The sequence below is a fragment of the Cupriavidus sp. GW821-FHT07C08 genome (assembly GCF_059419025.1).
Genome location: NZ_JBWKQZ010000007.1, coordinates 66,104 through 86,142, shown reverse-complemented (window position 1 = coordinate 86,142; position 20,039 = coordinate 66,104). Strand labels below are relative to the sequence as shown.

Annotated in this window: 18 protein-coding genes and 1 pseudogene; 6 read left to right on the top strand and 13 right to left on the bottom strand. The window is 65.5% G+C overall.

Annotated features, from left to right (window positions below; translation table 11 throughout):
- Window positions 1-71: 71 nt before the first annotated feature.
- Complete coding sequence (locus AC07UK_RS11455; RefSeq protein WP_494686497.1) at window positions 72-1,259, top strand: acetylornithine transaminase; 1,188 nt, start codon at window positions 72-74, stop codon at window positions 1,257-1,259.
- A gap of 226 nt (window positions 1,260-1,485) precedes the next feature.
- On the opposite strand, the gene AC07UK_RS11450 is transcribed toward AC07UK_RS11455, so the two are convergent.
- The 7 genes from AC07UK_RS11450 to AC07UK_RS11420 all read right to left on the bottom strand — a co-directional run bounded on the left by AC07UK_RS11450 (window position 1,486) and on the right by AC07UK_RS11420 (window position 8,594).
- Window positions 1,486-2,202: an ABC transporter ATP-binding protein gene (locus AC07UK_RS11450; RefSeq protein ID WP_114133696.1), complete on the bottom strand. Its 717-nt coding sequence runs from the start codon at window positions 2,200-2,202 to the stop codon at window positions 1,486-1,488.
- A 17-nt stretch (window positions 2,203-2,219) separates the two neighbouring features.
- Entirely contained in the window at window positions 2,220-2,996 is a 777-nt protein-coding gene (locus AC07UK_RS11445; RefSeq protein ID WP_035821178.1) for an ABC transporter ATP-binding protein, read from the bottom strand.
- A gap of 13 nt (window positions 2,997-3,009) precedes the next feature.
- On the bottom strand, window positions 3,010-4,167 hold the full coding sequence (locus AC07UK_RS11440; RefSeq protein WP_494686496.1) for an ABC transporter permease subunit: 1,158 nt from the start codon (window positions 4,165-4,167) through the stop codon (window positions 3,010-3,012).
- A gap of 13 nt (window positions 4,168-4,180) precedes the next feature.
- Complete coding sequence (locus tag AC07UK_RS11435) at window positions 4,181-5,116, bottom strand: branched-chain amino acid ABC transporter permease (RefSeq protein WP_494686495.1); 936 nt, start codon at window positions 5,114-5,116, stop codon at window positions 4,181-4,183.
- Between the two features lie 214 nt (window positions 5,117-5,330).
- Complete coding sequence (locus AC07UK_RS11430; protein ID WP_436222554.1) at window positions 5,331-6,533, bottom strand: branched-chain amino acid ABC transporter substrate-binding protein; 1,203 nt, start codon at window positions 6,531-6,533, stop codon at window positions 5,331-5,333.
- Window positions 6,534-7,100: 567 nt separating this feature from the next.
- A complete protein-coding gene (gene ispH / locus AC07UK_RS11425) occupies window positions 7,101-8,066 on the bottom strand; it encodes a 4-hydroxy-3-methylbut-2-enyl diphosphate reductase (RefSeq protein ID WP_494686494.1) in 966 nt (321 codons plus the stop codon).
- Window positions 8,067-8,105: 39 nt separating this feature from the next.
- On the bottom strand, window positions 8,106-8,594 hold the full coding sequence (locus AC07UK_RS11420; protein WP_494686493.1) for an FKBP-type peptidyl-prolyl cis-trans isomerase: 489 nt from the start codon (window positions 8,592-8,594) through the stop codon (window positions 8,106-8,108).
- Between the two features lie 105 nt (window positions 8,595-8,699).
- On the opposite strand from AC07UK_RS11420, the pseudogene radC reads away from it, so the two are divergent.
- The 4 genes and pseudogenes from radC to nadB all read left to right on the top strand — a co-directional run bounded on the left by radC (window position 8,700) and on the right by nadB (window position 11,765).
- Window positions 8,700-9,385, top strand: a pseudogene (gene radC / locus AC07UK_RS11415) (RadC family protein).
- 191 nt (window positions 9,386-9,576) lie between these two features.
- Complete coding sequence (gene rpmB / locus AC07UK_RS11410; RefSeq protein WP_006575661.1) at window positions 9,577-9,810, top strand: 50S ribosomal protein L28; 234 nt, start codon at window positions 9,577-9,579, stop codon at window positions 9,808-9,810.
- A 13-nt stretch (window positions 9,811-9,823) separates the two neighbouring features.
- Entirely contained in the window at window positions 9,824-9,994 is a 171-nt protein-coding gene (rpmG, locus tag AC07UK_RS11405; RefSeq protein WP_010814980.1) for a 50S ribosomal protein L33, read from the top strand.
- 178 nt (window positions 9,995-10,172) lie between these two features.
- The gene (gene nadB, locus AC07UK_RS11400) at window positions 10,173-11,765 is read left to right on the top strand and encodes an L-aspartate oxidase (protein WP_035821191.1); all 1,593 of its coding nucleotides are present in this window, start codon (window positions 10,173-10,175) and stop codon (window positions 11,763-11,765) included.
- A 73-nt stretch (window positions 11,766-11,838) separates the two neighbouring features.
- On the opposite strand, the gene nadC is transcribed toward nadB, so the two are convergent.
- The 6 genes from nadC to purN form a co-directional block, all read right to left on the bottom strand.
- Window positions 11,839-12,702: a carboxylating nicotinate-nucleotide diphosphorylase gene (nadC, locus tag AC07UK_RS11395; protein ID WP_494686492.1), complete on the bottom strand. Its 864-nt coding sequence runs from the start codon at window positions 12,700-12,702 to the stop codon at window positions 11,839-11,841.
- Entirely contained in the window at window positions 12,699-13,853 is a 1,155-nt protein-coding gene (gene nadA, locus AC07UK_RS11390; RefSeq protein WP_494686491.1) for a quinolinate synthase NadA, read from the bottom strand. Before nadA ends, nadC begins: the two co-directional genes overlap by 4 nt.
- Window positions 13,854-13,980: 127 nt before the next feature.
- Window positions 13,981-15,171 (bottom strand): DesA family fatty acid desaturase, encoded by a 1,191-nt coding sequence (locus AC07UK_RS11385; RefSeq protein WP_013957873.1) that lies wholly within the window; start codon window positions 15,169-15,171, stop codon window positions 13,981-13,983.
- Between the two features lie 385 nt (window positions 15,172-15,556).
- Window positions 15,557-16,963, bottom strand: a complete 1,407-nt coding sequence (locus tag AC07UK_RS11380) for a mechanosensitive ion channel family protein (protein WP_494686490.1) — start codon at window positions 16,961-16,963, stop codon at window positions 15,557-15,559.
- Window positions 16,964-17,028: 65 nt separating this feature from the next.
- Window positions 17,029-18,423, bottom strand: coding sequence for an RsmB/NOP family class I SAM-dependent RNA methyltransferase (locus tag AC07UK_RS11375; protein WP_494686489.1), 1,395 nt, complete (start codon window positions 18,421-18,423; stop codon window positions 17,029-17,031).
- Window positions 18,420-19,088: a phosphoribosylglycinamide formyltransferase gene (purN, locus tag AC07UK_RS11370; RefSeq protein ID WP_494686488.1), complete on the bottom strand. Its 669-nt coding sequence runs from the start codon at window positions 19,086-19,088 to the stop codon at window positions 18,420-18,422. Before purN ends, AC07UK_RS11375 begins: the two co-directional genes overlap by 4 nt.
- Window positions 19,089-19,345: 257 nt before the next feature.
- Between purN and AC07UK_RS11365 the strand changes: the two genes are divergently transcribed.
- Window positions 19,346-20,005 carry a response regulator gene (locus AC07UK_RS11365; RefSeq protein WP_011615962.1) on the top strand — a complete coding sequence of 220 codons (660 nt, stop codon included), beginning with the start codon at window positions 19,346-19,348 and terminating at the stop codon, window positions 20,003-20,005.
- Window positions 20,006-20,039 lie beyond the last annotated feature (34 nt).

The following is a 20,039-nucleotide window of genomic DNA, read 5'->3' as shown; positions in this document are numbered from 1 at the left end:
TGGCTTTTTGTTTTTGTTCCGGTTGTTTCGCCCGTCCGTCCATCGTTTAAAGCCGACCCCTGGAGTCCGCCATGGCATTTGCTGAGTATCCCGTCCAATCCCTGATGTACATCACCAACCGGCCCGAGCTCGTGTTCACCGAGGGCAAGGGCTCCTGGCTGACGGATCACAACGGCAAGCGATACCTGGACTTCGTGCAGGGCTGGGCAGTGAACTGCCTGGGCCATTCCAACCAGGGCATGATCGACGCACTGGTGGCCCAGTCGCACCGGCTGATCAACCCGAGCCCGGCCTTCTACAATGAGCCGATGCTCAAGCTGGCCCGGCAGCTGACCGACCACAGCTGCTTCGACAAGGTCTTCTTCGCCAACAGCGGCGCCGAGGCCAACGAAGGCGCGATCAAGCTGGCGCGCAAATGGGGCCGCAAGCACAAGGACGGCGCCTTCGAGATCATCACCATGGACCACAGCTTCCATGGCCGCACGCTCGCCACCATGAGCGCGTCGGGCAAGGCCGGCTGGGACACCATCTTCGCGCCGCAGGTGCCGGGCTTCCCGCGCGCCGATCTCAACGACCTGGCCTCGGTGGAGAAGCTGATCACCGACAAGACCGTCGGCATCATGCTGGAGCCGGTGCAGGGCGAAGGCGGCGTGATCCCCGCCACGCGCGAGTTCATGCAAGGCCTGCGCGCGCTGGCCGACAAGCACAGGCTGCTGCTGATCGTCGATGAAGTGCAGACCGGCTGCGGGCGCTGCGGCACCCTCTTCGCCTACGAGCTGGCGGGCGTGGAGCCGGACATCATGACGCTGGGCAAGGGCATCGGCGGCGGCGTGCCGCTGTCGGCGCTGCTGTGCAAGGCCGAGGTCGCCAGCTTCGAGGCCGGCGACCAGGGCGGCACCTACAACGGCAACCCGCTGATGACCGCGGTGGGCAGCGCCGTGATCGAGCAGCTGACCGCGCCGGGCTTCCTCGACGACGTCAAGGCCAAGGGCGAATACCTGCGGGAACAGCTGCTGGCGCTGTCGGCCGAGTTCGGCCTGGGCGGCGAACGCGGCGACGGCCTGCTGCGCGCGCTGATCCTGGGCAAGGACATCGGCCCGCAACTGGTGGAAGAAGCCCGCGACATGGTGCCGCAAGGCCTGCTGCTGAACGCACCGCGCGCCAACCTGCTGCGCTTCATGCCCGCGCTGAACGTGACGCGTGAAGAGATCGACCAGATGATCGGCATGCTGCGCACGCTGCTGAAGAAGCTGGCCTGAGTCCTGGTCATTCGCCAGACGGAAAAAAAGCCTCGCGCGAGCGAGGCTTTTTTCTTTGTGGTGCCGCAGAGGAGTGAGGGAGAGAGCCAGCGCCGCAGAACCCGCGCACACCAGCCTGAGCAGGCGTTGCGCGGGGCCCCGCGGCAAGGGAAAGGCCTTGCGCCTGCGTGCGCCTGCCCTCTCCCTCACCCCTCTTGCGGCGGGGTGTGAGGCGGCAGCGCGCGCCTTACTCGCCCAGGTAGGCGGCCCGCACCTTGGGATCATCAAGCATCTGCTTGGCGTCCCCGCTCATGGTAATCAGGCCCGACTCCATCACGTAGCCGCGGTGCGCGGCCTGCAGCGCCAGGCGCGCATTCTGCTCCACCAGCAGCACGGTCACGCCCTGCGCCGAGATGTCGCGCACGACCTCGAAGATCTTCTCGACCATGATCGGCGACAGGCCCATCGACGGCTCGTCCAGCAGCAGCACCTTGGGCTGGCTCATCAGCGCGCGCGCCATTGCCAGCATCTGCTGCTCGCCGCCGGACATGGTGCCCGCCAGCTGGTTGGCGCGTTCCTTCAGGCGCGGGAAGATGCCGAACATGCGCTCGACGTCGGCCTTGATGCCGGCCTCGTCGTTGCGCGTGTAGGCGCCCATCTGCAGGTTCTCGGTGATGGTCATGCGCGCGAACACGCCGCGCCCTTCCGGCACCATCGCCATGCCATGCTTGAGCAGCGCGTAGCTGGGCACGCCCTTGATGGACTTGCCCATGTATTCCACGTCGCCGCTGGCCCAGCCCTGCAGGCCGGTGATGGCCTTCATGGTGGTGGTCTTGCCGGCGCCGTTGGCGCCGATCAGCGTCACCAGTTCGCCGTCCTGGATTTCCAGGTCGATGCCCTTGACGGCCTGGATGCCGCCGTACGCGACCTTGAGGCCGGAGATCTTCAGTACTGTCTGTGTCATTGCTTTTCCTCCGGCCATCAGTGTGCCGATGCGCCGAGGTAGGCCTCGATCACCGCGGGGTTGTTCTGCACTTCGTGCGGCAGGCCCTGGGCAATCACCTTGCCGTAGTCCAGCACCGTCATGCGGTTGCACAGGCCCATCACCAGCTTCACGTCGTGCTCGATCAGCAGGATGGTCTTGCCATCGTTGCGGATCTTGTCGAGCAGTCCGCGCAGCTCCACCTTCTCGGTCGCGTTCATGCCCGCGGCCGGTTCGTCCAGTGCCAGCAGCTTGGGCTCGGTCGCCAGCGCCCGAGCGATCTCCAGCCGGCGCTGGTGGCCGTAAGACAGGTTGCGCGCGGTGAAGTTGGCGTACTTGCCGATGCCGACATAGTCGAGCAGGTCATGCGCCATGTCCTCGATGCCCTCTTCCTCGCGGCGTACCGAAGGCGGGCGGAAGATCGCGCCGAACAGGCCGGCCTTGGTACGCGCGTGGCGCCCGACCATGACGTTCTCGAGCGCGGTCATCTCGCCGAACAGGCGGATGTTCTGGAACGTGCGCGCGATACCGGCCTTCGCCACTTCATGCACGGCGGTCGGCTGGTAGGCCTTGCCGCCCAGCACGAACTCGCCCGAATCCGGCGTGTACAGCCCGGTGATCACGTTGAAGAAGGTGGTCTTGCCGGCGCCGTTGGGGCCGATCAGGCCATAGATCTCGCCCGGCTTGATCTGCAGCCCCACCTCGGACAGCGCCTGCAGGCCGCCGAAACGCTTGTTCACCCCCTGTACCGACAGGAGGAAATCGTTGTTGCTCATATTGTCCTCCTGGTCAGAAACGGCCCACGCTGCCCGCACGGCGCACCACCGGGCGGTCTTCCTTGCGCGGCGACGGCCAGATGCCGGCCGGGCGATACAGCATGACGCCAACGAGGGCCAGGCCGAACAGCAGCTGGCGCAGCACTTCGGCATCGACGATGACATGGCCGAACAAACCGGTCTGCATCGGCTCCGCTACCACGCGCAGCAACTCCTGGAAACCCACCAGCAGAACGCCACCCAGGATCACGCCCGGGATATGGCCCATGCCGCCGAGCACCACGATGGCCAGCACGTAGATCGATTCCCACAGCGTGAACGATTCCGGCGACACGAAGCCCTGGAAGGCCCCGAACACCGCGCCCGAGGCACCGCCGAACGACGCGCCCATGGCAAAGGCCAGCAGCTTGATGTTGCGGGTGTTGACGCCCATCGCCTTGGCGGCGATCTCGTCTTCGCGGATGGCCACGAAAGCGCGGCCGATACGCGAGGTCTGCAGCCGCAGGCTCACGAACACGATCACGATGACCAGGAACACCAGCAGGTAGTAGTACATGAACACCGGCGAGAACTTCAGCCCCAGGATCTCGTGCGTCTTCGAGAAGTCGAAGCCGAAGATGTGGACCGGGTCCACCGCGGTGATGCCCTTGGGCCCGTTGGTGATGTTGACCGGGCGGTCCAGGTTGTTCATGAAGATACGGACGATCTCGCCGAAGCCCAGCGTCACGATGGCAAGGTAGTCGCCGCGCAGCTTCAGCGTTGGCGCCCCGAGCAGCACGCCGAAGGTGGCGGCTACCAGGATCGCGATCGGCAACACGAACCACATCGACACGTGGATGCCGGTGGGGAACAGTTGGTGGATCCACTCGAACTGGTTCGCCAGGTGGGGCGAGCCCAGCAGCGCCATCAGGTAGGCGCCCACCGCGTAGAACGCGATATAGCCCAGGTCAAGCAGGCCGGCAAAGCCCACCACGATGTTCAGGCCCAGCGCCAGCATGATGTACAGCAGCGCGAAGTCCAGCACGCGGACCCAGTAGTTGCCGCCCAGGGTCTGGACGAAGAACGGTGCGCACAGGGCGATCACCAGGAAGCCAATCAGTGCGGCCAGGGTCTTGGCCGGCACCTTGGTGGGCGCCGCAACGGCTGCCGCGGATGGAATCGGAGTATTCATGGATTCGCTCTCCTCAGGCGCGTTCCGCCACGCGTTCGCCCATGATGCCGGACGGACGGAAGACGAGCACGGTGATCAGCACGATAAAGGCAAAGACGTCCTGGTAGTTCGAACCGAAGATGCCGTTGGTCAGGTCGCCGATATAGCCGGCGCCGAGCGCTTCGATCAGGCCCAGCAGCATGCCGCCGACCATCGCGCCAGCCAGGTTGCCGATGCCGCCCAGCACTGCCGCGGTAAACGCCTTCAGGCCGGGGATGAAGCCCATGTAGAAGTGGGCATTGCCGTAGTTGGTGGCCATCATCACGCCGGCCAGCGCGGCCAGCGTGGCGCCGATCATGAAGGTGGCGGAAATGACGAAATTGGGGTTCACGCCCATCAGGCCAGCCACCTTCTGGTTCTCGGCGGTGGCGCGCATGGCGCGGCCGAGCTTGGTGCGGTTGACCAGGGCCAGCAGGCCGGACATCACCATCACGGCCATGCCGATGATGACCATTTCCTTGCCGGTGATGGTGGCACCGGTCGAGCCGATATCGATCGGCTCCGAGGGCAGCAGCTGCGGGAAGGTCAGCGGGTTGCGCGACCAGATCAGCATGCCCATCGTCTGCAGGATGATGGAGACACCGATGGCGGTGATCAGCGGGGCTAGCCGTGGCGCATTGCGCAAGGGCCGGTAGGCGATCCGCTCGATGGCATAGGACAGGACCGCGCAGACCGGCATGGCGATCAGTGTGGCGATCACCAGCATCAGCCATTCAGGCAGGCCGGGGGCGAACTTCTGCAATCCGAGGATGGCTGACAGGGCGGTCAGCGCGCCGATCATCAGCACATCGCCGTGGGCGAAGTTGATGATGCCGAGAATACCGTAGACCATGGTGTAGCCCAGTGCGATCAGCGCATAGATGCTGCCGAGCACCAGACCGTTCACGATCTGCTGGATAAGGATATCCATGAAAACTCCTGCTTCAGTCCCGGGCCTTGCGGCATGGTGTGGATGCCGGGGTGGGACCATGGTGTGTAATGGGTAACGTTGCGGTGGTTGGTTTGCTGGTAAGCGACCTGCCCTGCTCCATCCATGGTAAGGATGCTTCTACATTAGGCGAGGCTAAAAAGAACGGCACCGCAAAATGCTCACGGTGCCGTTCGGATGGGCCGGTAAGCCCTGATTACATCTTCACGACGTCGAGGACGGACTTCTTCTTGTCCTTGTACTCGTACAGCGTGATGGTCCCTTCCTTCATGTCGCCCTTTTCGTCAAAGGCGATATTGCCGATCACGCCCTTGTAGTTGGTCTTGGGCATTTCGGCCAGGATGGCAGCCGGTTCGGTCGAGTTGGCGCGCTTCATGGCGTCGACGACGACCATCACGGCGTCATACGTGAACGGTGCATAGATCTGCACCGGCGCGTTGAAGCGAGCCTGGTAGCGTTTGGAGAAGTCCGCGCCCTGCTCCATCTTCGACAGGGCCAGGCCGGCCTCGGAGCAGATGATGTTGGTCACGGCATCGCCTGCCAGTTCGGCCACCTTGTCGGTACAGACGCCGTCGCCGCCAACGATCTTGGCGCCGATGCCCAGTTCCTTGGCTTGCTTGGCGAACGGGCCGCCGGTAGCATCCATGCCGCCGTACATGATCACGTCAGGCTTCTTGCCCTTGATCTTGGTGAGAATGGCCTTGAAGTCGGTGGCCTTGTCGTTGGTGGCCTCGCGCGCCACCACGTTCACGCCGGCCGCTTTGGCGGTCTTCTCGAACTCGTCGGCCAGGCCCTTGCCGTAGGCAGTGGCGTCGTCGACGATGGCCACGCTCTTGGCATGGAGCGTCTTGCTGGCATAGTTGGCCAGTGCCGGGCCCTGCTGGGCATCGGTGGCCACCACGCGGTAGGTGGTCTTGAAGCCCTGCTTGGTGTAGTCCGGGTTGGTGGACGAGGGCGAGATCTGCACGATGCCGGCATCGCTATAGATCTTGGAGGCCGGGATCGACGTGCCCGAGTTCAGGTGGCCGACCACTGCCACCACCTTGGCGTCGACCAGTTTCTGCGCCACGGAGGTGCCAGTCTTGGGGTCAGCGGCATCGTCTTCGCCGACCAGTTCCAGCTTGATCTTCTTGCCACCGATCTCCAGGCCGGTCTTGTTGACTTCTTCCACGGCCAGGCGGGCGCCGTTTTCGTTGTCCTTGCCAAGGTGCGCGATGCCGCCGGTCAGCGGGGCCGCGTGGCCGATCTTGACGACGACTTCACCGCCGCCCGCTGCAGGAGCTGCCGCCGCCGGCGCCGAAGACGCCGCACCAGCCGGCTTCTCTTCCTTCTTGCCGCAAGCTGCTACGAGAGCCACTGCGGCCGCAATCGGCAGAATCTTGGCAAACGTGATTTGCATGAGTGATCTCCTAGGATTCACGAAGACAGGGATTTTCAACGCCTCCCGGACGTTTCCCTGGACCGCCTTTGTTTAGTTTCAATTTGAAACGCGCGCATTGTATCCCCTTTCTTAGTTGATGCAATACGCGACGCAACATCCTTAACCATTTACCGGCCAAATGAGCTAGGGAATTTCCCCAATGCACAGATTGCGGCAATTCCCGCCCACATGACGCGGCCGCCTCACCTACTTACAAGAATCGTGCCTGCGCCGCCCGATGAGGCGAGTAAGCATCGCCAGCGCCACCTATAATGCGCCTTTATTAAATAGGTGTTTCATTTAAATTCAGTTGCGCCCATCTCTAATGTGCAGAATGTAGCGCCGCACCATAATAGGGAAAACCCCAGACCCGGGGATTACCCTGATTTGTCTGATCAACAGGACAGCCATGTATTACCTGCACCAGCCCCGTGCATTATTCGCGCCGGGGTGGCTGCAATTAGGGCACACCAAAGACAAAGGGCGCCGCATCAAGCGGCGCCCTTATTCAAGGCGAGGCGGGCAAGCGGGCACGGCCCGCGCCGGTCAGGCGGCTGCGCTGGCCGGCAGCAGCCCGCGCGGCAGCGGGAAGGCCATGTTCTCTTCGATGCCGTCAAGCGGGCGCACCTGGCGCGCGCCAAGCTCACGCAGGCGCTCGACGATGGACTGGGCCAGCGCCTCGGGCGCCGAAGCGCCGGCGGTCAGGCCGATGCGGCGCTTGCCGGCGATCCATTCGGGGCGCACCTGTTCGGGGGCATCCACCATATAGGCCGGCACACCCAGGCGCTCGGCCAGCTCGCGCAGGCGGTTGGAGTTGGAACTGTTGGGGCTGCCCACCACGATCACCACCTCCACCTGCGGCGCCATGAACTTCACCGCGTCCTGGCGGTTCTGCGTGGCATAGCAGATGTCCTGCTTCTTGGGCTCGCGGATCTGCGCGAAGCGGGCCTTGAGCGCGGCCACGATCTCGCGGGTCTCATCCACCGACAGCGTGGTCTGGGTCACGTAGGCCAGCTGCGACGGGTCGGCAACCTGCAGCGTGGCGACGTCGGCCACCGACTCCACCAGCAGCATGCCGCCGCTGGCCTGGCCCATGGTGCCCTCCACTTCCGGATGGCCGCGATGCCCGATCATCACGATCTCGCAGCCCTCGGCGCGCATCTTGCTCACCTCGACATGCACCTTGGTCACCAGCGGGCAGGTGGCATCGAACACGTGCAGCCCGCGCGCGGCGGCGTCAGCGCGCACTTCGCGCGACACGCCGTGGGCGCTGAAGATGACGGTGGCGCCCGCGGGCACCTCGTCGAGCTCGCGCACGAACACCGCGCCCTTGCGGCGCAGGTCGGCCACCACATAGGCATTGTGGACGATCTCGTGGCGCACGTAGATGGGCGCGCCGAAGCGCTCGAGCGCACGCTCGACAATCTCGATGGCACGGTCCACGCCGGCACAGAAGCCGCGCGGCTGCGCCATCAGGATTTCTGCGTCGGGTGCGAGGGTCAGGTCAGGCATGCTGCGGTATCAGGATGGTTCGGCACACGTGCGGCGCGCTCAGAGAATGCCGATCAGCTGCACGTCGAACAGAATGGTCTGCCCGGCCAGCGGATGGTTGAAGTCAAAGAGCGCAGCGGTCTCGCCGATCTCCTTGAGCACACCCGCGTACTTGCCGCCGCCGGGCGCGTTGAACTCGACCAGGTCGCCCGGGCTGTAGTCCTCTTCGAACGAACTGTTCTCGCGCAGCGTGGCCAGCGACACCCACTGCAGCAGCTCGGGGTTGCGCGGGCCAAAGGCCTGCTCCGGCGCCAGCCGGTAGGTCATGCGCTCGCCTTCGGGCATGCCGACCAGCGCCTGCTCCAGCGTCGGCGCGAACTGACCCTGGCCGAGCAGCAGCGTGGCGGGTTTCTCCTCGAACGTGCTGACAACCTCGGTGCCGTTCTCGAGCGCGATGCTGTAGTGCAGGGTCAGGAAAGAGTCAGCCTGGACAGTCTTGCGGCCAGCCGTGCCGCCGTCGGTTTCCGACGCGAAAGTTTGCAAATTCATGGGTGATCAACCGGTCAACAACCCGTATTGTATTCGACTGGCCCATCGCCCGCCGCCCCGGGCCCGGCCTCACCCTCATCACGGCGTGACTACCCTGGAATGCTCATGACCATTGCCAACTGGCCCGCCTGCGAGCGGCCCCGCGAGAAACTGCTGGAAAGCGGCGCCGCCGCCCTGTCCGACGCCGAGCTGCTGGCCATCTTGCTGCGCGTGGGCGCGGCCGGCAAAAGTGCCGTGGACCTGGCACGCGAGCTGCTGCACCGCTTCGGCTCGCTGACAGCCCTGTTCGCGGCCGAGGGGCGCGCGCTGGCCAGCGTCCGGGGCATGGGCGAGACCAAGTATGCCCAGCTGCAGGCCATTCCGGAGCTGGCACGGCGCGCGCTGGCCGAATCGCTGCGGCTGCCCACCGGCTTCGACTCCCCGGCGGCGGTGCGCAACTACCTGCGCCTGACGCTGGCATCGCTGCCGCACGAGGTCTTCCTGTGCCTGTTCCTGGATCGCGCAACCGCATGGTGGCCAGCGAGGAGCTGTTCCGCGGCACCCTGACGCGCACCGCCGCCTACCCGCGCGAGGTGGCGCGCCAGGCGCTGGTGCATAATGCGGCCGGCATCATCGTCGCGCACAACCACCCGCGTGGCACCACCGCGCCCAGCCAGAGCGACATCCACCTGACCCACGAGCTGGCGCGCACGCTCAACCTGATCGATGTACGGCTGCTCGACCATTTCATCGTCGCCGGGCAGGAAATCCGCTCGCTGGCCGACTGCTGCGACCGCCTGGCCGGGCTGTGACGCCAACGCCACGGCACCGGCAGCGCAGCAACGCCAGATAACGTCAAAGCACAGAAGGCATTGATTCGGCGAGGGAATCCGGTCTATAATGCCCGTTTTGCTGAAGTCTCAACCGCTGCAGTCCGGGCCCGCGCGCCTTTTGTTGATCTGTTGCGAACATTGTCCACGAATAGAAGATTTAGGAGTGCTTCATGGCACGCGTCTGTCAAGTGACCGGGAAAGCGCCGATGGTCGGCAACAACGTTTCCCACGCAAACAACAAGACCAAGCGCCGTTTTCTGCCCAACCTGCAGAATCGTCGTTTCTTCGTTGAATCCGAAAACCGCTGGGTGAGCCTGCGCGTCTCGAACGCCGGCCTGCGCCTGATCGACAAGAAAGGCATCGACTCCGTGCTCGCCGACCTGCGCGCACGCGGCGAAGTCTAATTAGGAGCACATCATGGCAAGCAAGGGCGGCCGCGACAAGATCAAGCTGGAATCGACCGCAGGCACGGGTCATTTCTACACCACCACCAAGAACAAGCGCACCATGCCGGAAAAGATGGAGATCATGAAGTTCGATCCCGTCGCCCGCAAGCACGTCGCTTACAAGGAAACCAAGATCAAGTAATTGATCCCGGTTCCCGCCAGAAAGCCCCGCCATGCCGCGGGGCTTTTTGTTTTGTCCGCGCGGTGCTGGTGCGATAGGCGACCACCGCGCCCGCGGCACTGATGCACGGCATGGCGCGCAGGTGTAGACTTTCCCGTTTCCCCCATCTGCCAAGCGCCCCCCGGCGCATCTCCGCATCATGAATTTCGACGTCGCCATCGTCGGCAGCGGCCTGGCCGGCCTTACGGTCGCACTGCAACTGGCCGACACCCACCGGGTGGCCATCCTCAGCAAGCGCGCCATGACCCAGGGCGCCAGCGACTGGGCGCAGGGCGGGATTGCCGCCGTGCTGGATTCCGGCGACAGCCATGACGAGCATACGCAGGACACGCTCGTCGCCGGTGCGGGGCTGTGCGACGAAGAGGCCACGCGCTTCATCGTGGAGCACGGGCGCGAGGCCATCCAGTGGCTGATCGACCGCGGCGTGCCGTTCACGCGCGACGAGCAGGCCGAACTGGGCTTCCACCTGACGCGCGAGGGCGGCCACAGCCGCCGGCGCATCATCCACGCCGCCGACGCCACAGGCCACGCCGTGGTCAGCACGCTGCTGCAGCAGGCGACGCAGCATCCGAACATCACCATCCTGGAAGACCACTTCGCGATCGACCTGATCACCTCGCGCAAGCTGGGCCTGCCGGGCAACCGCTGCTATGGCCTGTACGTGCTGGACGACAGCACCGGCGCGGTGCATACCCTCACCGCCACGCACACCGTGCTGGCCGCGGGCGGTGCCGGCAAGGTCTACCTGTACACCACCAACCCGGATACGGCCACCGGCGACGGCATCGCCATGGCCTGGCGCGCGGGCTGCCGGGTGTCGAACATGGAGTTCATCCAGTTCCACCCGACCTGCCTGTACCACCCCTACGCCAAGTCCTTCCTGATCTCCGAAGCGGTGCGCGGCGAAGGCGGCCTGCTCAAGCTGCCCGACGGCACCCGCTTCATGCCCGAACACGATGCGCGCGCTGAACTGGCACCGCGCGACGTGGTGGCGCGCGCGATCGACTTCGAGATGAAGAAGCGCGGCCTGGACTGCGTCTACCTGGACATCAGCCACCAGCCCGAGTCCTTCCTGAAGGAACACTTCCCGACCATCCATGCGCGCTGCCTGGAGTTCGGCATCGACATCACGCGCGAGCCGATTCCCGTGGTGCCGGCCGCCCACTACACCTGCGGCGGCGTGGTCACCGACACCGCCGGGCGCACCGATATCGGCAACCTGTACGCCGTCGGCGAAACCGCGTGCACCGGCCTGCACGGCGCCAACCGGCTGGCCTCCAACTCGCTGCTCGAATGCATGGTGATCGGCCGCGCCGCGGCCGAGGACATTTCTTCCAAGGACAAGGCCGGCCTGCCGGACATCACGCTGCCGGCCTGGGATGAAAGCCGCGTCTCCGATGCCGACGAGGAAGTGGTGGTGTCGCACAACTGGGACGAGCTGCGCCGCATGATGTGGAACTACGTCGGCATCGTGCGCACCAGCAAGCGCCTGGAGCGGGCCCAGCACCGCATCGGCCTGCTGCGCGAGGAGATCGCCGAGTACTACGCCCACTTCCGCGTCACCAGCGACCTGCTGGAGCTGCGCAACCTGGTCGAAGTGGCCTCGCTGATCGTGGACAGCGCCTACTCGCGCCATGAAAGCCGGGGCCTGCATTTCAGCCGGGACTATCCGGATGCACTGCCCAAGGCGCTGCCGACGGTGATGCAGCCGCCAGCCACTAGGAAGCGCTGACGGCTGGCCAGGCAAAGAAAAACGGGGTGGCGCCGCAAGGCCCCACCCCGTTTTTTTGGTATCGCGCGACGCGTCAGCCGATGATCCGCAGCGAATAGTCCGTCGCCCGCACGTCCTTGGTCAGCGCACCGACCGAGATCCGGTCCACGCCGGTTTCGGCAAAGGTGCGGATGGTATCGGCATTGACGCCGCCCGACACCTCCAGCAGCGCCCTGCCCCGGTTGAGCCTGACCGCATCCTGCATCATCGGCACGGTGAAGTTGTCGATCAGCACCGACTTCGCGCCGGCCGCCAGCGCTTCTTCCAGCTCGGCCAGCGTTTCCACCTCGATCTGCACCGACGCGCTGGTATCCAGCATCAGCGCCGCCTGCATGGCCGCGCTGATGCTGCCAGCCGCGGCGATATGGTTTTCCTTGATCAGGATGCCGTCGTACAGCGCCAGCCGCTGGTTCTCGCCGCCGCCGATGCGGACCGCATACTTCTGCGCCAGGCGCAGGCCCGGCAGCGTCTTGCGCGTATCCAGCACGCGCGCACGGGTGCCGGCGATCAGGTCGGCATAGCGGCGCGTGGCGGTGGCCACGCCCGACAGCAGCTGCAGGAAATTCAGCGACGGGCGCTCCGCCGTCAGCAGTGAGCGCGCCGGACCGGTGATCTCGCAGACCACCGAATCGGGCGCCATGCGGGCACCTTCCTGCTGCAGCCAGCGCACTTCCAGCGCCGGGTCGACCGCACGCATGCAGGCATCGAACCACGGCTGGCCGCACAGCACGGCGGACTCGCGCACGATCACGCGTGCGCGCGCCGCCTTGGCCGCAGGCACCAGCAGGCCGGTCAGGTCGCCGCTGCCGACATCCTCGGCAATGGCGGACTGCACATTGGCTTGCAGCGCGGCCTGCAGCGCCGGGCCGTAGCTGTCGAAAATCGGATTCACGCTCATGCCGGTCCGATCCCCTGGAACAGCGCCTGTTCCTTGGCCAGGTCTGCCGACGGACGCACATTGCGCTTCTGCGCGGCGGCGAAGTCCAGCATGCGGTTGATGCAGGTCACCGCCTGGCGCCCGGTCACCGGGTCGACATGGATCTCGTTGCGGCCGGTTTCCAGCACCTCGGCCAGGTTGGTGAGCGCGTTCATGGCCATCCACGGGCAGTGCGCGCAGCTTTTGCAGGTGGCGCTGTTGCCGGCTGTGGGCGCTTCAATGAAGTGCTTGCCGGGCGCCGCCATGCGCATCTTGTGCAGGATGCCGTTGTCGGTGGCGACGATGAACTCGGTCGCGTCCAGCTTCTGTGCGGCCTCGATCAGCTGCGAGGTGGAGCCGACCACGTCGGCCTGCGCCACCACGTTTTCCGGCGATTCCGGGTGCACCAGGATCTTGGCGTTGGGGAATTCGCGGCGCAGCAGGTCCAGCTCGATGCCCTTGAACTCGTCGTGTACCAGGCACGAGCCCTGCCACAGCAGCATGTCGGCACCGGTCTGCTTCTGGATATAGCTGCCCAGGTGCTTGTCCGGCGCCCACAGGATCTTCTTGCCCTGCGCATGCAGGTGCTCGACGATCTTCAGGCCGATGCTGGAGGTCACCATCCAGTCCGCGCGCGCCTTCACGGCGGCGCTGGTGTTGGCGTAGACCACCACGGTGCGGTCCGGGTGCGCATCGCAGAAGGCGGCGAACTCGTCGGCCGGGCACCCCAGGTCGAGCGAGCAGGTCGCGTCCAGGTCCGGCATCAGCACGGTCTTCTCGGGGCTCAGGATCTTGGCGGTCTCGCCCATGAAGCGCACGCCCGCCACCACCAGGGTCTGGGCCTCGTGGTCGCGGCCGAAACGGGCCATTTCCAGGGAGTCGGAGACGCAGCCGCCGGTTTCCTCGGCCAGGTCCTGCAGGTCGGCGTCGACGTAATAGTGTGCCACCAGCACCGCATTGCGCTCCTTGAGCAGGCGGCGAATACGTGCCTTCAGGGACTGGCGCTCGTCGGGCGTCAGCACCGGCGGCACTTTGGCCCAGGCATGGGCCACGCAGCTACCGCCAGTGGCGTTTTCGGCATCCGACAGGTTCGGCTTTTCGAACTCGACGGTCTTGATCGATTGTGGGGTCATCTCCGGTACTCCTCTAGACCTCCGCCAGCAAGGGTGCGGCCCGGCCAGAATATTGGGGAGTTTATCTAAAACAAAAGCCCCGCCATGGGCGGGGCTTTGTCAAACCATACGGCGCGGCCGAATTGTATCAGGCGTAGCGGCGCAGGCGCAGCGAGAAATCTTGCAGCGCCTGGATGCCACTGGCCTCGGCACGATGGCACCAGGCCTGCAGCTGCTGCAGCAGCTGCTCGCGCGTCAGGTTGGAACGGCCCCAGATGGCGGCCAGTTCACGGCGCATTTCGACGAAGGTCTGCAGCGCCTTGTTCTGTTCGACGATGCTGGCGAGCTGTTCGCGCTGCGGCGCAGCCAGCTTGGTTTCCTCGCGGTGGAACCACTTGCTGGCGGGCTTGAAGCTGCGGTACTCGGCCACGCCGCCTTCCTTGAGCTTGTCCAGTTCCTGGCGAAACGCGCCCTTGACGGCCTTGGCGTAGCGCGCCATCACGTCATAGCGGTTGGCGATGATCGCTTCCAGCGTGTTGTGGTCAACCGGGCGGGCTTCCACCAGGCGCGCCTTGGGCGGGGTCTTCTTGACCTTGGCCAGGCCGACTGCCTGCATCGCGCGGATATAGCCCCAGCCCACATCGAACTCATACCACTTGATCGAGAACTTGGCCGAGGTCGGGTAGGTGTGGTGGTTGTTGTGCAGCTCTTCGCCGCCGATGATCAGGCCCCACGGCGACACGTTGGTCGAGGCGTCCTCGCAATCGTAGTTGCGATAGCCCCACCAGTGGCCCAGGCCGTTGATGATGCCGGCGGCATGGATCGGGATCCACAGCATCTGCACCGCCCACACGGTCATGCCGATCACGCCGAACAGCGCCAGGTCGATGATCAGCATCAGGCCGACACCCTGCCAGCCAAAGCGCGAGTACACATTGCGCTCGACCCAGTCATTGGGGCAGCCATGGCCGAACTTGGCGATGGTTTCCTTGTTCTTGGATTCGGCCCGATACAGCTCCGCGCCCTCCAGCAGCACCTTGCGGATGCCGCGGGTCTGCGGGCTGTGCGGATCTTCTTCGGTTTCGCACTTGGCGTGGTGCTTGCGGTGGATGGCGGTCCACTCGCGCGTGACCATGCCCGTGGTCAGCCAGAGCCAGAAGCGGAAGAAATGCTGGGCGATCGGGTGCAGATCCAGCGACCGGTGCGCCATGCAGCGGTGCAGGAAGATGGTGACGCCGGCGATCGTGATATGCGTCATCACGAGCGTGTAGATGACGATCTCCCACCAGGTCCAGTTGGCAAGGCCGTTTGCGGCCCAGTCAAGAATAGTGTCGAACAAACTGTTCTCCGTCGGTTAAACAGGGACTTTCCCGTGCAGCCCGGCGGGGCCGGTGCACGCAATGCGCAGAAAAAAGGCTGCGAATCCAAGTGATTGCGATAGCTTTCTGGCGCCTGCCACGGGACCCGAAGTCATTCCGGGCTCCCAGGCACACGAGTCTCGCGCCGGCGCTGGGATGACCCTCCGCGGGCGGGACAAGGTACGAGCCGCTGCAATCTGGCGGCTGTCTGATGTGGGAGCGTGCGCTGCAACCCTAGCTGCAACCCGCGACAACCCGGCATTCTACCGGATCGCGCGACGCGCAAGCATACGCTATTTCCCGGATTTTGACGGGGTGCAACGGTTTTCGTTCCGTGGGTGGCGCATGCTGCGCCCATCTGGCGGCCTATGCGGCACTCGCCGCATTCGCTGCATCCACTACATTCTTAGATGGGGGCAGATCGTTGCCGGGCAAGGGTGCTTCGCCCAGCACGCGGAGTTCGCGCTGCGGATAGGGGATGGAAATCCCATGCTCGCGCAGCGTGCGCCAGATCGCGCGGTTCATCGCGGACTGCACGCCCAGCTTGCCGTTCTGCGGATCGGCCACGAAGACCGCAACCTCGTACTCGATGCCGCTATCGGCAAACAGCACCAGGAAAGCGGCGGGCTCCGGGTCTGGCAGCACGCGCGGCAGGTTGCGCACGCACGCGGTCAGCAGCGCGATCACCGTTTCCGGATCGGCGTTGTAGTCTGCCTGCACCCGGGTAGCCACGCGCACATTGGTGTTGGAGAACGAATGGTTCTGCACCGGCTGCGCCACCAGCTGCTCGTTCGGCACCAGGGTTTCGCCATCGCCGTTGCGCACCACCGTGTAGCGGGTGCGGATCTGCGACACGATGCCGGTGTACTTGTCCACCGTGATCTGGTCGCCCAGCTTGACCGAGCGGTCCAGCAGGATGATGAAGCCGGAGATGTAATTGCTGGCGATCTTCTGCAAACCCAGCCCCAGGCCCACGCCCAGCGCGCCACCGAACACCGACAGCACGGTCAGGTCGATCCCCACCAGCGACAGGCTCAGCAGCAGCGACACCAGCAGCAGCAAGGCCTTGGAGATGCGCGTCAGCACCACCTTCAGGTTGCCGTCGAGGTTGGTCGAGCGCATCAGCCGCTCTTCCAGCCAGGAACCGAACCACAGCGCCACCAGCACCGTCAGCAGGATCCAGACCACCGCCATCAGGGTGTCGGCCAGGTTGATCTTCTGCTTGCCGCCGATCGAGAAGCGCACGCCCTCCATCCACGCCACCACGTCCGCCAGCACACCCAGCACGTACAGCGCCATGCCGGCCCACACCAGCGTGGTCAGCACCTTCTCCACCAGCAGCAGCATGCCGTGCAGCTGGCCGCTGCCCGACATTACCCGGCGCAGCACATAGAAGGTGAAATTCAGGAAGGTGATGCCGAACAGCGGCACCAGCGCCAGGCGCAGCACGCTGATCGGGATCAGCGGCGCCAGCGCAAAGCGGGCGATCAACACCAGCACCCAGCCGGCCAGCGGGAACATGGCGCGCTCGAGGCTGGCGGCGGCAAAGCGCACGGAGAAGCTTGAGCTTTCGTAGCGCGCTTCCAGGCGCCGCACCACGAAGCGCGCCAGCGGCCACGCCACCAGCAGGCAGCCGGCCAGCACGAGCAGCTGCCAGAAGAAGCCCGGCCCGCCTGCGTCGCGGATCAGGTCGTCCAGCATCTTGCCGAACATGGAATGAGAGGCCTTCAGGTCCTTCAGGCCGCCCAGGTCGGACAGGGTCTCACCGTTCATGGAGGAAACTCAGGGTTGGCGCGGGCGCCCGCGCGATCGGCGGGCGGCCCGGCAGGCACCGCCGCTCAGCTGGTGCGTTCCAGCACCGCGGCAAAGAAGCCGTCGGTCTGGTGCAGGTGCGGATACAGGGCAAACATGCCGTTGTCCGGCAGCCCCGTCACTTCGATCTTCTGCTCAGCCAGCACTTCGGCGGCCGGCACCAGGCGGAAGTTGGGGTGCGCAGCCAGGAAGTCGCGCACGATCTGCTCGTTTTCAGCTTCCAGCACGCTGCAGGTCGCGTAGACCACGCGGCCGCCGCCCTTCACCAGCCGCGCGGCCGAGTCCAGGATCGCGCTCTGCTTGGCAGTCAGTTCCAGCACCGACTCCGGCGATTGCCGCCACTTCAGGTCGGGGTTGCGGCGCAGCGTGCCCAGCCCGCTGCAGGGCGCGTCGACCAGCACGCGGTCGGCCTTGCCGGCCAGGCGCTTGATCTTGGCGTCGCGCTCGGAGTCGATCAGCACCGGATGGACGTTGGACAGCCCGCTGCGCGCCAGCCGCGGCTTCAGGTTGGCCAGGCGCTTTTCCGATACATCGAAGGCATAGAGCCGGCCGGTGGAGCGCATCGCCGCGCCCAGCGCCAGGGTCTTGCCGCCCGCGCCGGCGCAGAAGTCGACCACCATCTCGCCGCGCTTGGGTGCGACCAGGTTGCACAGCAGCTGGCTGCCCTCGTCCTGCACCTCGACCAGGCCGTTGACGAAGATCGGCAGCTGGTTCAGCGCCGGCTTGCCGGCCATGCGGATGCCGGCCGGCGCCATCGGCGTGGGCTCGGCGCCCAGGCCGGCGGCCTGCAGCTCGGCCAGTGCGGCCTCGCGGCTGGTCTTGGCCAGGTTGACGCGCAGGTCCAGCGGCGCCGGACGCAGCAGCGCGTCGCCCAGGGCCGCGGCAAAGGGCTCGCCGTGGCCGCGTACCAGTTCATCGTAGAGCCACTCGGGCAGGTTGGCGCGCACGCGCGGCGCCAGGCTGGAGCGCTCGATCGTGGTCAGGCGGTCCAGCCACTCGGCTTCTCCGGGATGCAGGAACGGCGTCAGCGTGTCGCGGCCCAGGGTCGCGGCCAGGCCCAGCAGCGCCAGCCGGCGCGAGGTCGCGCCCGTGCCGCTTTCGGCAAACTGCGCAAACTCGACGCGCCGGCGCAGCACCGCGTAGATCGCCTCGGCGATGATGCCGCGCTCGCGGTGGCCGAGCTTGCTGTTCTCGCGGAAGTAGTAGCTCACCACGGCATCGGCCGGGCGCGCAAACAGCATGACCTTGCCGAGCAGGCGGTCGATATGCTGGATATGGGTGGCATGCAGGCCGCCGTGCGAGCGGACCGCGGCGCCGTCGGCATTGGGCGACTTGCGGATGGGGCTGCCCTTGCCCTTGCTGCGCACGGGGGCGCGTCCTTCGCTGCGCGGGGATCGGGTTCCTGCCTGGGTGCGACTCATGCCTTGACTCCTCCCGCCGGGGTAGCGGCGGAGATGGCCATCAGCAATTGCGATTCGGCCGGGTTGATAACGTTGACTACGCCGTCCTGCAGCTGCAGGCGGTTCTCGACGAACCATTGCACGGCGCGGGGATAGATCACGTGCTCGCATTCGAGCAGGCGCGCGGCCAGGCTCTCGGGCGTGTCCGCGGGCTGCACATCAAGTGCAGCCTGGATCACTATCGGGCCATGGTCGAGCTCAGGGGTGACAAAGTGCACGGTGGCGCCATGCAGCTTGACGCCGGCGTCCAGCGCCTGCTTGTGGGTATTCAGGCCCGGGAAGCACGGCAGCAGCGACGGATGGATATTCAGCAGCCGGCCCGCATAGCGGTCGACGAAGCCGGGCGTGAGTATACGCATGAAACCGGCAAGTACCACCAGATCGGGCGCGTGGGCGTCGATGGCCTCGGCCAAAGCCGCATCAAAAGCAGCACGGTCAGGGTGCTGGCGATGGTCGACCACGCCGGTTTCGATGCCCTGCTGCTGCGCGAATTGCAGCCCGGCGGCATCCGGCCGGTTCGACAGTACTGCCGCCACCCGGGCAGGCCAGCCGCCCCCCGCGCAGGCACGGACGATGGCTTCCATGTTGGAGCCTCGCCCGGAAATCAAGATGACAATTTTTTTCATCGCGCAATTCTACCAAGGCAAGGCGCTAAACTCCGGTAAAGCCAACGCATTACGTACTTAATTCACGAGATTCGGACAGGGCGCGATGTCTCTAACATGTGACGGCATGACCGTATACCCCCGATTGATGGATTGTGACGCTTCGCCCCCTCTGCTAGAGTGGGCGCTACGTCCACGCGCCAACCCTGTGCCTGACACAGTGCTCGCCAAGAGCTGGTGACAACAAGGACGAAACGGGAATTTGAACGGGAATTCGCATGTCGAACGCTGCACCGACGTTGTTGGTGGTCGATGATCATCCTATGGCTTTGTCAGGCACTACGGCTTTTCTCGCCGAAGTCATGCCGGATGTGGCAGTCCATGCCGCCGGCAGTGCCCGCGAAGCCCTGACAAGCCTGCAGCAGGGACTGCGCCCCGATATCGTGCTGCTCGATATCTGGCTGAACGATGGCACGGGCTTCGACGCCATGCAGTCGTTCAAGACCGTCATTCCTGGCGCACGCTTCATCTTCATGTCCGCCGAGGCCACCCCCGAGATCGTCGGCCGCGCCCGCGCGCTGTCGGCCTGCGGCTTCGTCGGCAAGCATCTTGATGCCAATGCCTTCACCGCCGCGGTGCGCAAGGTGCTGGCAGGCGACACCTCCTTCCCCACTGACGAGGCCCTGAACGGCCGCGCGCAGTCGTTCGGGCCCGCCCACGGCATTCCGGTCACGCCGGCCGAGCTCGGCCTGACGCCGCGCCAGGGCTCGGTGCTGGCGCTGGTGCTGGAAGGCCTGCCAAACAAGGTGATCGCGCGCCGCCTGGGGCTGACCGAGAACACCGTCAAGGAACACGTGTCGGCCATCCTGCAGCGCCTGGGCGTGCGCACGCGCATGCAGGTGATGTCGCGCATGGAGCGGTTCCGCCTGCGCCAGTAACGCAGGCCGGCGCCCTTCGCCGGCCTTCGCCCCC

Coding starts and splice junctions, on each gene's coding strand:
- ispH (WP_494686494.1), bottom strand. CDS start 8,066: ATGCCTGACCTGACCCTCGCACCCGACGCAGAAATCCTGATGGCGCAG.
- AC07UK_RS11375 (WP_494686489.1), bottom strand. CDS start 18,423: ATGAGTCGCACCCAGGCAGGAACCCGATCCCCGCGCAGCGAAGGACGC.
- rpmB (WP_006575661.1), top strand. CDS start 9,577: ATGGCACGCGTCTGTCAAGTGACCGGGAAAGCGCCGATGGTCGGCAAC.
- AC07UK_RS11445 (WP_035821178.1), bottom strand. CDS start 2,996: ATGAGCAACAACGATTTCCTCCTGTCGGTACAGGGGGTGAACAAGCGT.
- rpmG (WP_010814980.1), top strand. CDS start 9,824: ATGGCAAGCAAGGGCGGCCGCGACAAGATCAAGCTGGAATCGACCGCA.
- AC07UK_RS11380 (WP_494686490.1), bottom strand. CDS start 16,963: ATGAACGGTGAGACCCTGTCCGACCTGGGCGGCCTGAAGGACCTGAAG.
- AC07UK_RS11450 (WP_114133696.1), bottom strand. CDS start 2,202: ATGACACAGACAGTACTGAAGATCTCCGGCCTCAAGGTCGCGTACGGC.
- AC07UK_RS11440 (WP_494686496.1), bottom strand. CDS start 4,167: ATGAATACTCCGATTCCATCCGCGGCAGCCGTTGCGGCGCCCACCAAG.
- AC07UK_RS11420 (WP_494686493.1), bottom strand. CDS start 8,594: ATGAATTTGCAAACTTTCGCGTCGGAAACCGACGGCGGCACGGCTGGC.
- AC07UK_RS11455 (WP_494686497.1), top strand. CDS start 72: ATGGCATTTGCTGAGTATCCCGTCCAATCCCTGATGTACATCACCAAC.
- AC07UK_RS11430 (WP_436222554.1), bottom strand. CDS start 6,533: ATGCAAATCACGTTTGCCAAGATTCTGCCGATTGCGGCCGCAGTGGCT.
- AC07UK_RS11365 (WP_011615962.1), top strand. CDS start 19,346: ATGTCGAACGCTGCACCGACGTTGTTGGTGGTCGATGATCATCCTATG.
- nadC (WP_494686492.1), bottom strand. CDS start 12,702: ATGAGCGTGAATCCGATTTTCGACAGCTACGGCCCGGCGCTGCAGGCC.
- nadA (WP_494686491.1), bottom strand. CDS start 13,853: ATGACCCCACAATCGATCAAGACCGTCGAGTTCGAAAAGCCGAACCTG.
- AC07UK_RS11435 (WP_494686495.1), bottom strand. CDS start 5,116: ATGGATATCCTTATCCAGCAGATCGTGAACGGTCTGGTGCTCGGCAGC.
- purN (WP_494686488.1), bottom strand. CDS start 19,088: ATGAAAAAAATTGTCATCTTGATTTCCGGGCGAGGCTCCAACATGGAA.
- nadB (WP_035821191.1), top strand. CDS start 10,173: ATGAATTTCGACGTCGCCATCGTCGGCAGCGGCCTGGCCGGCCTTACG.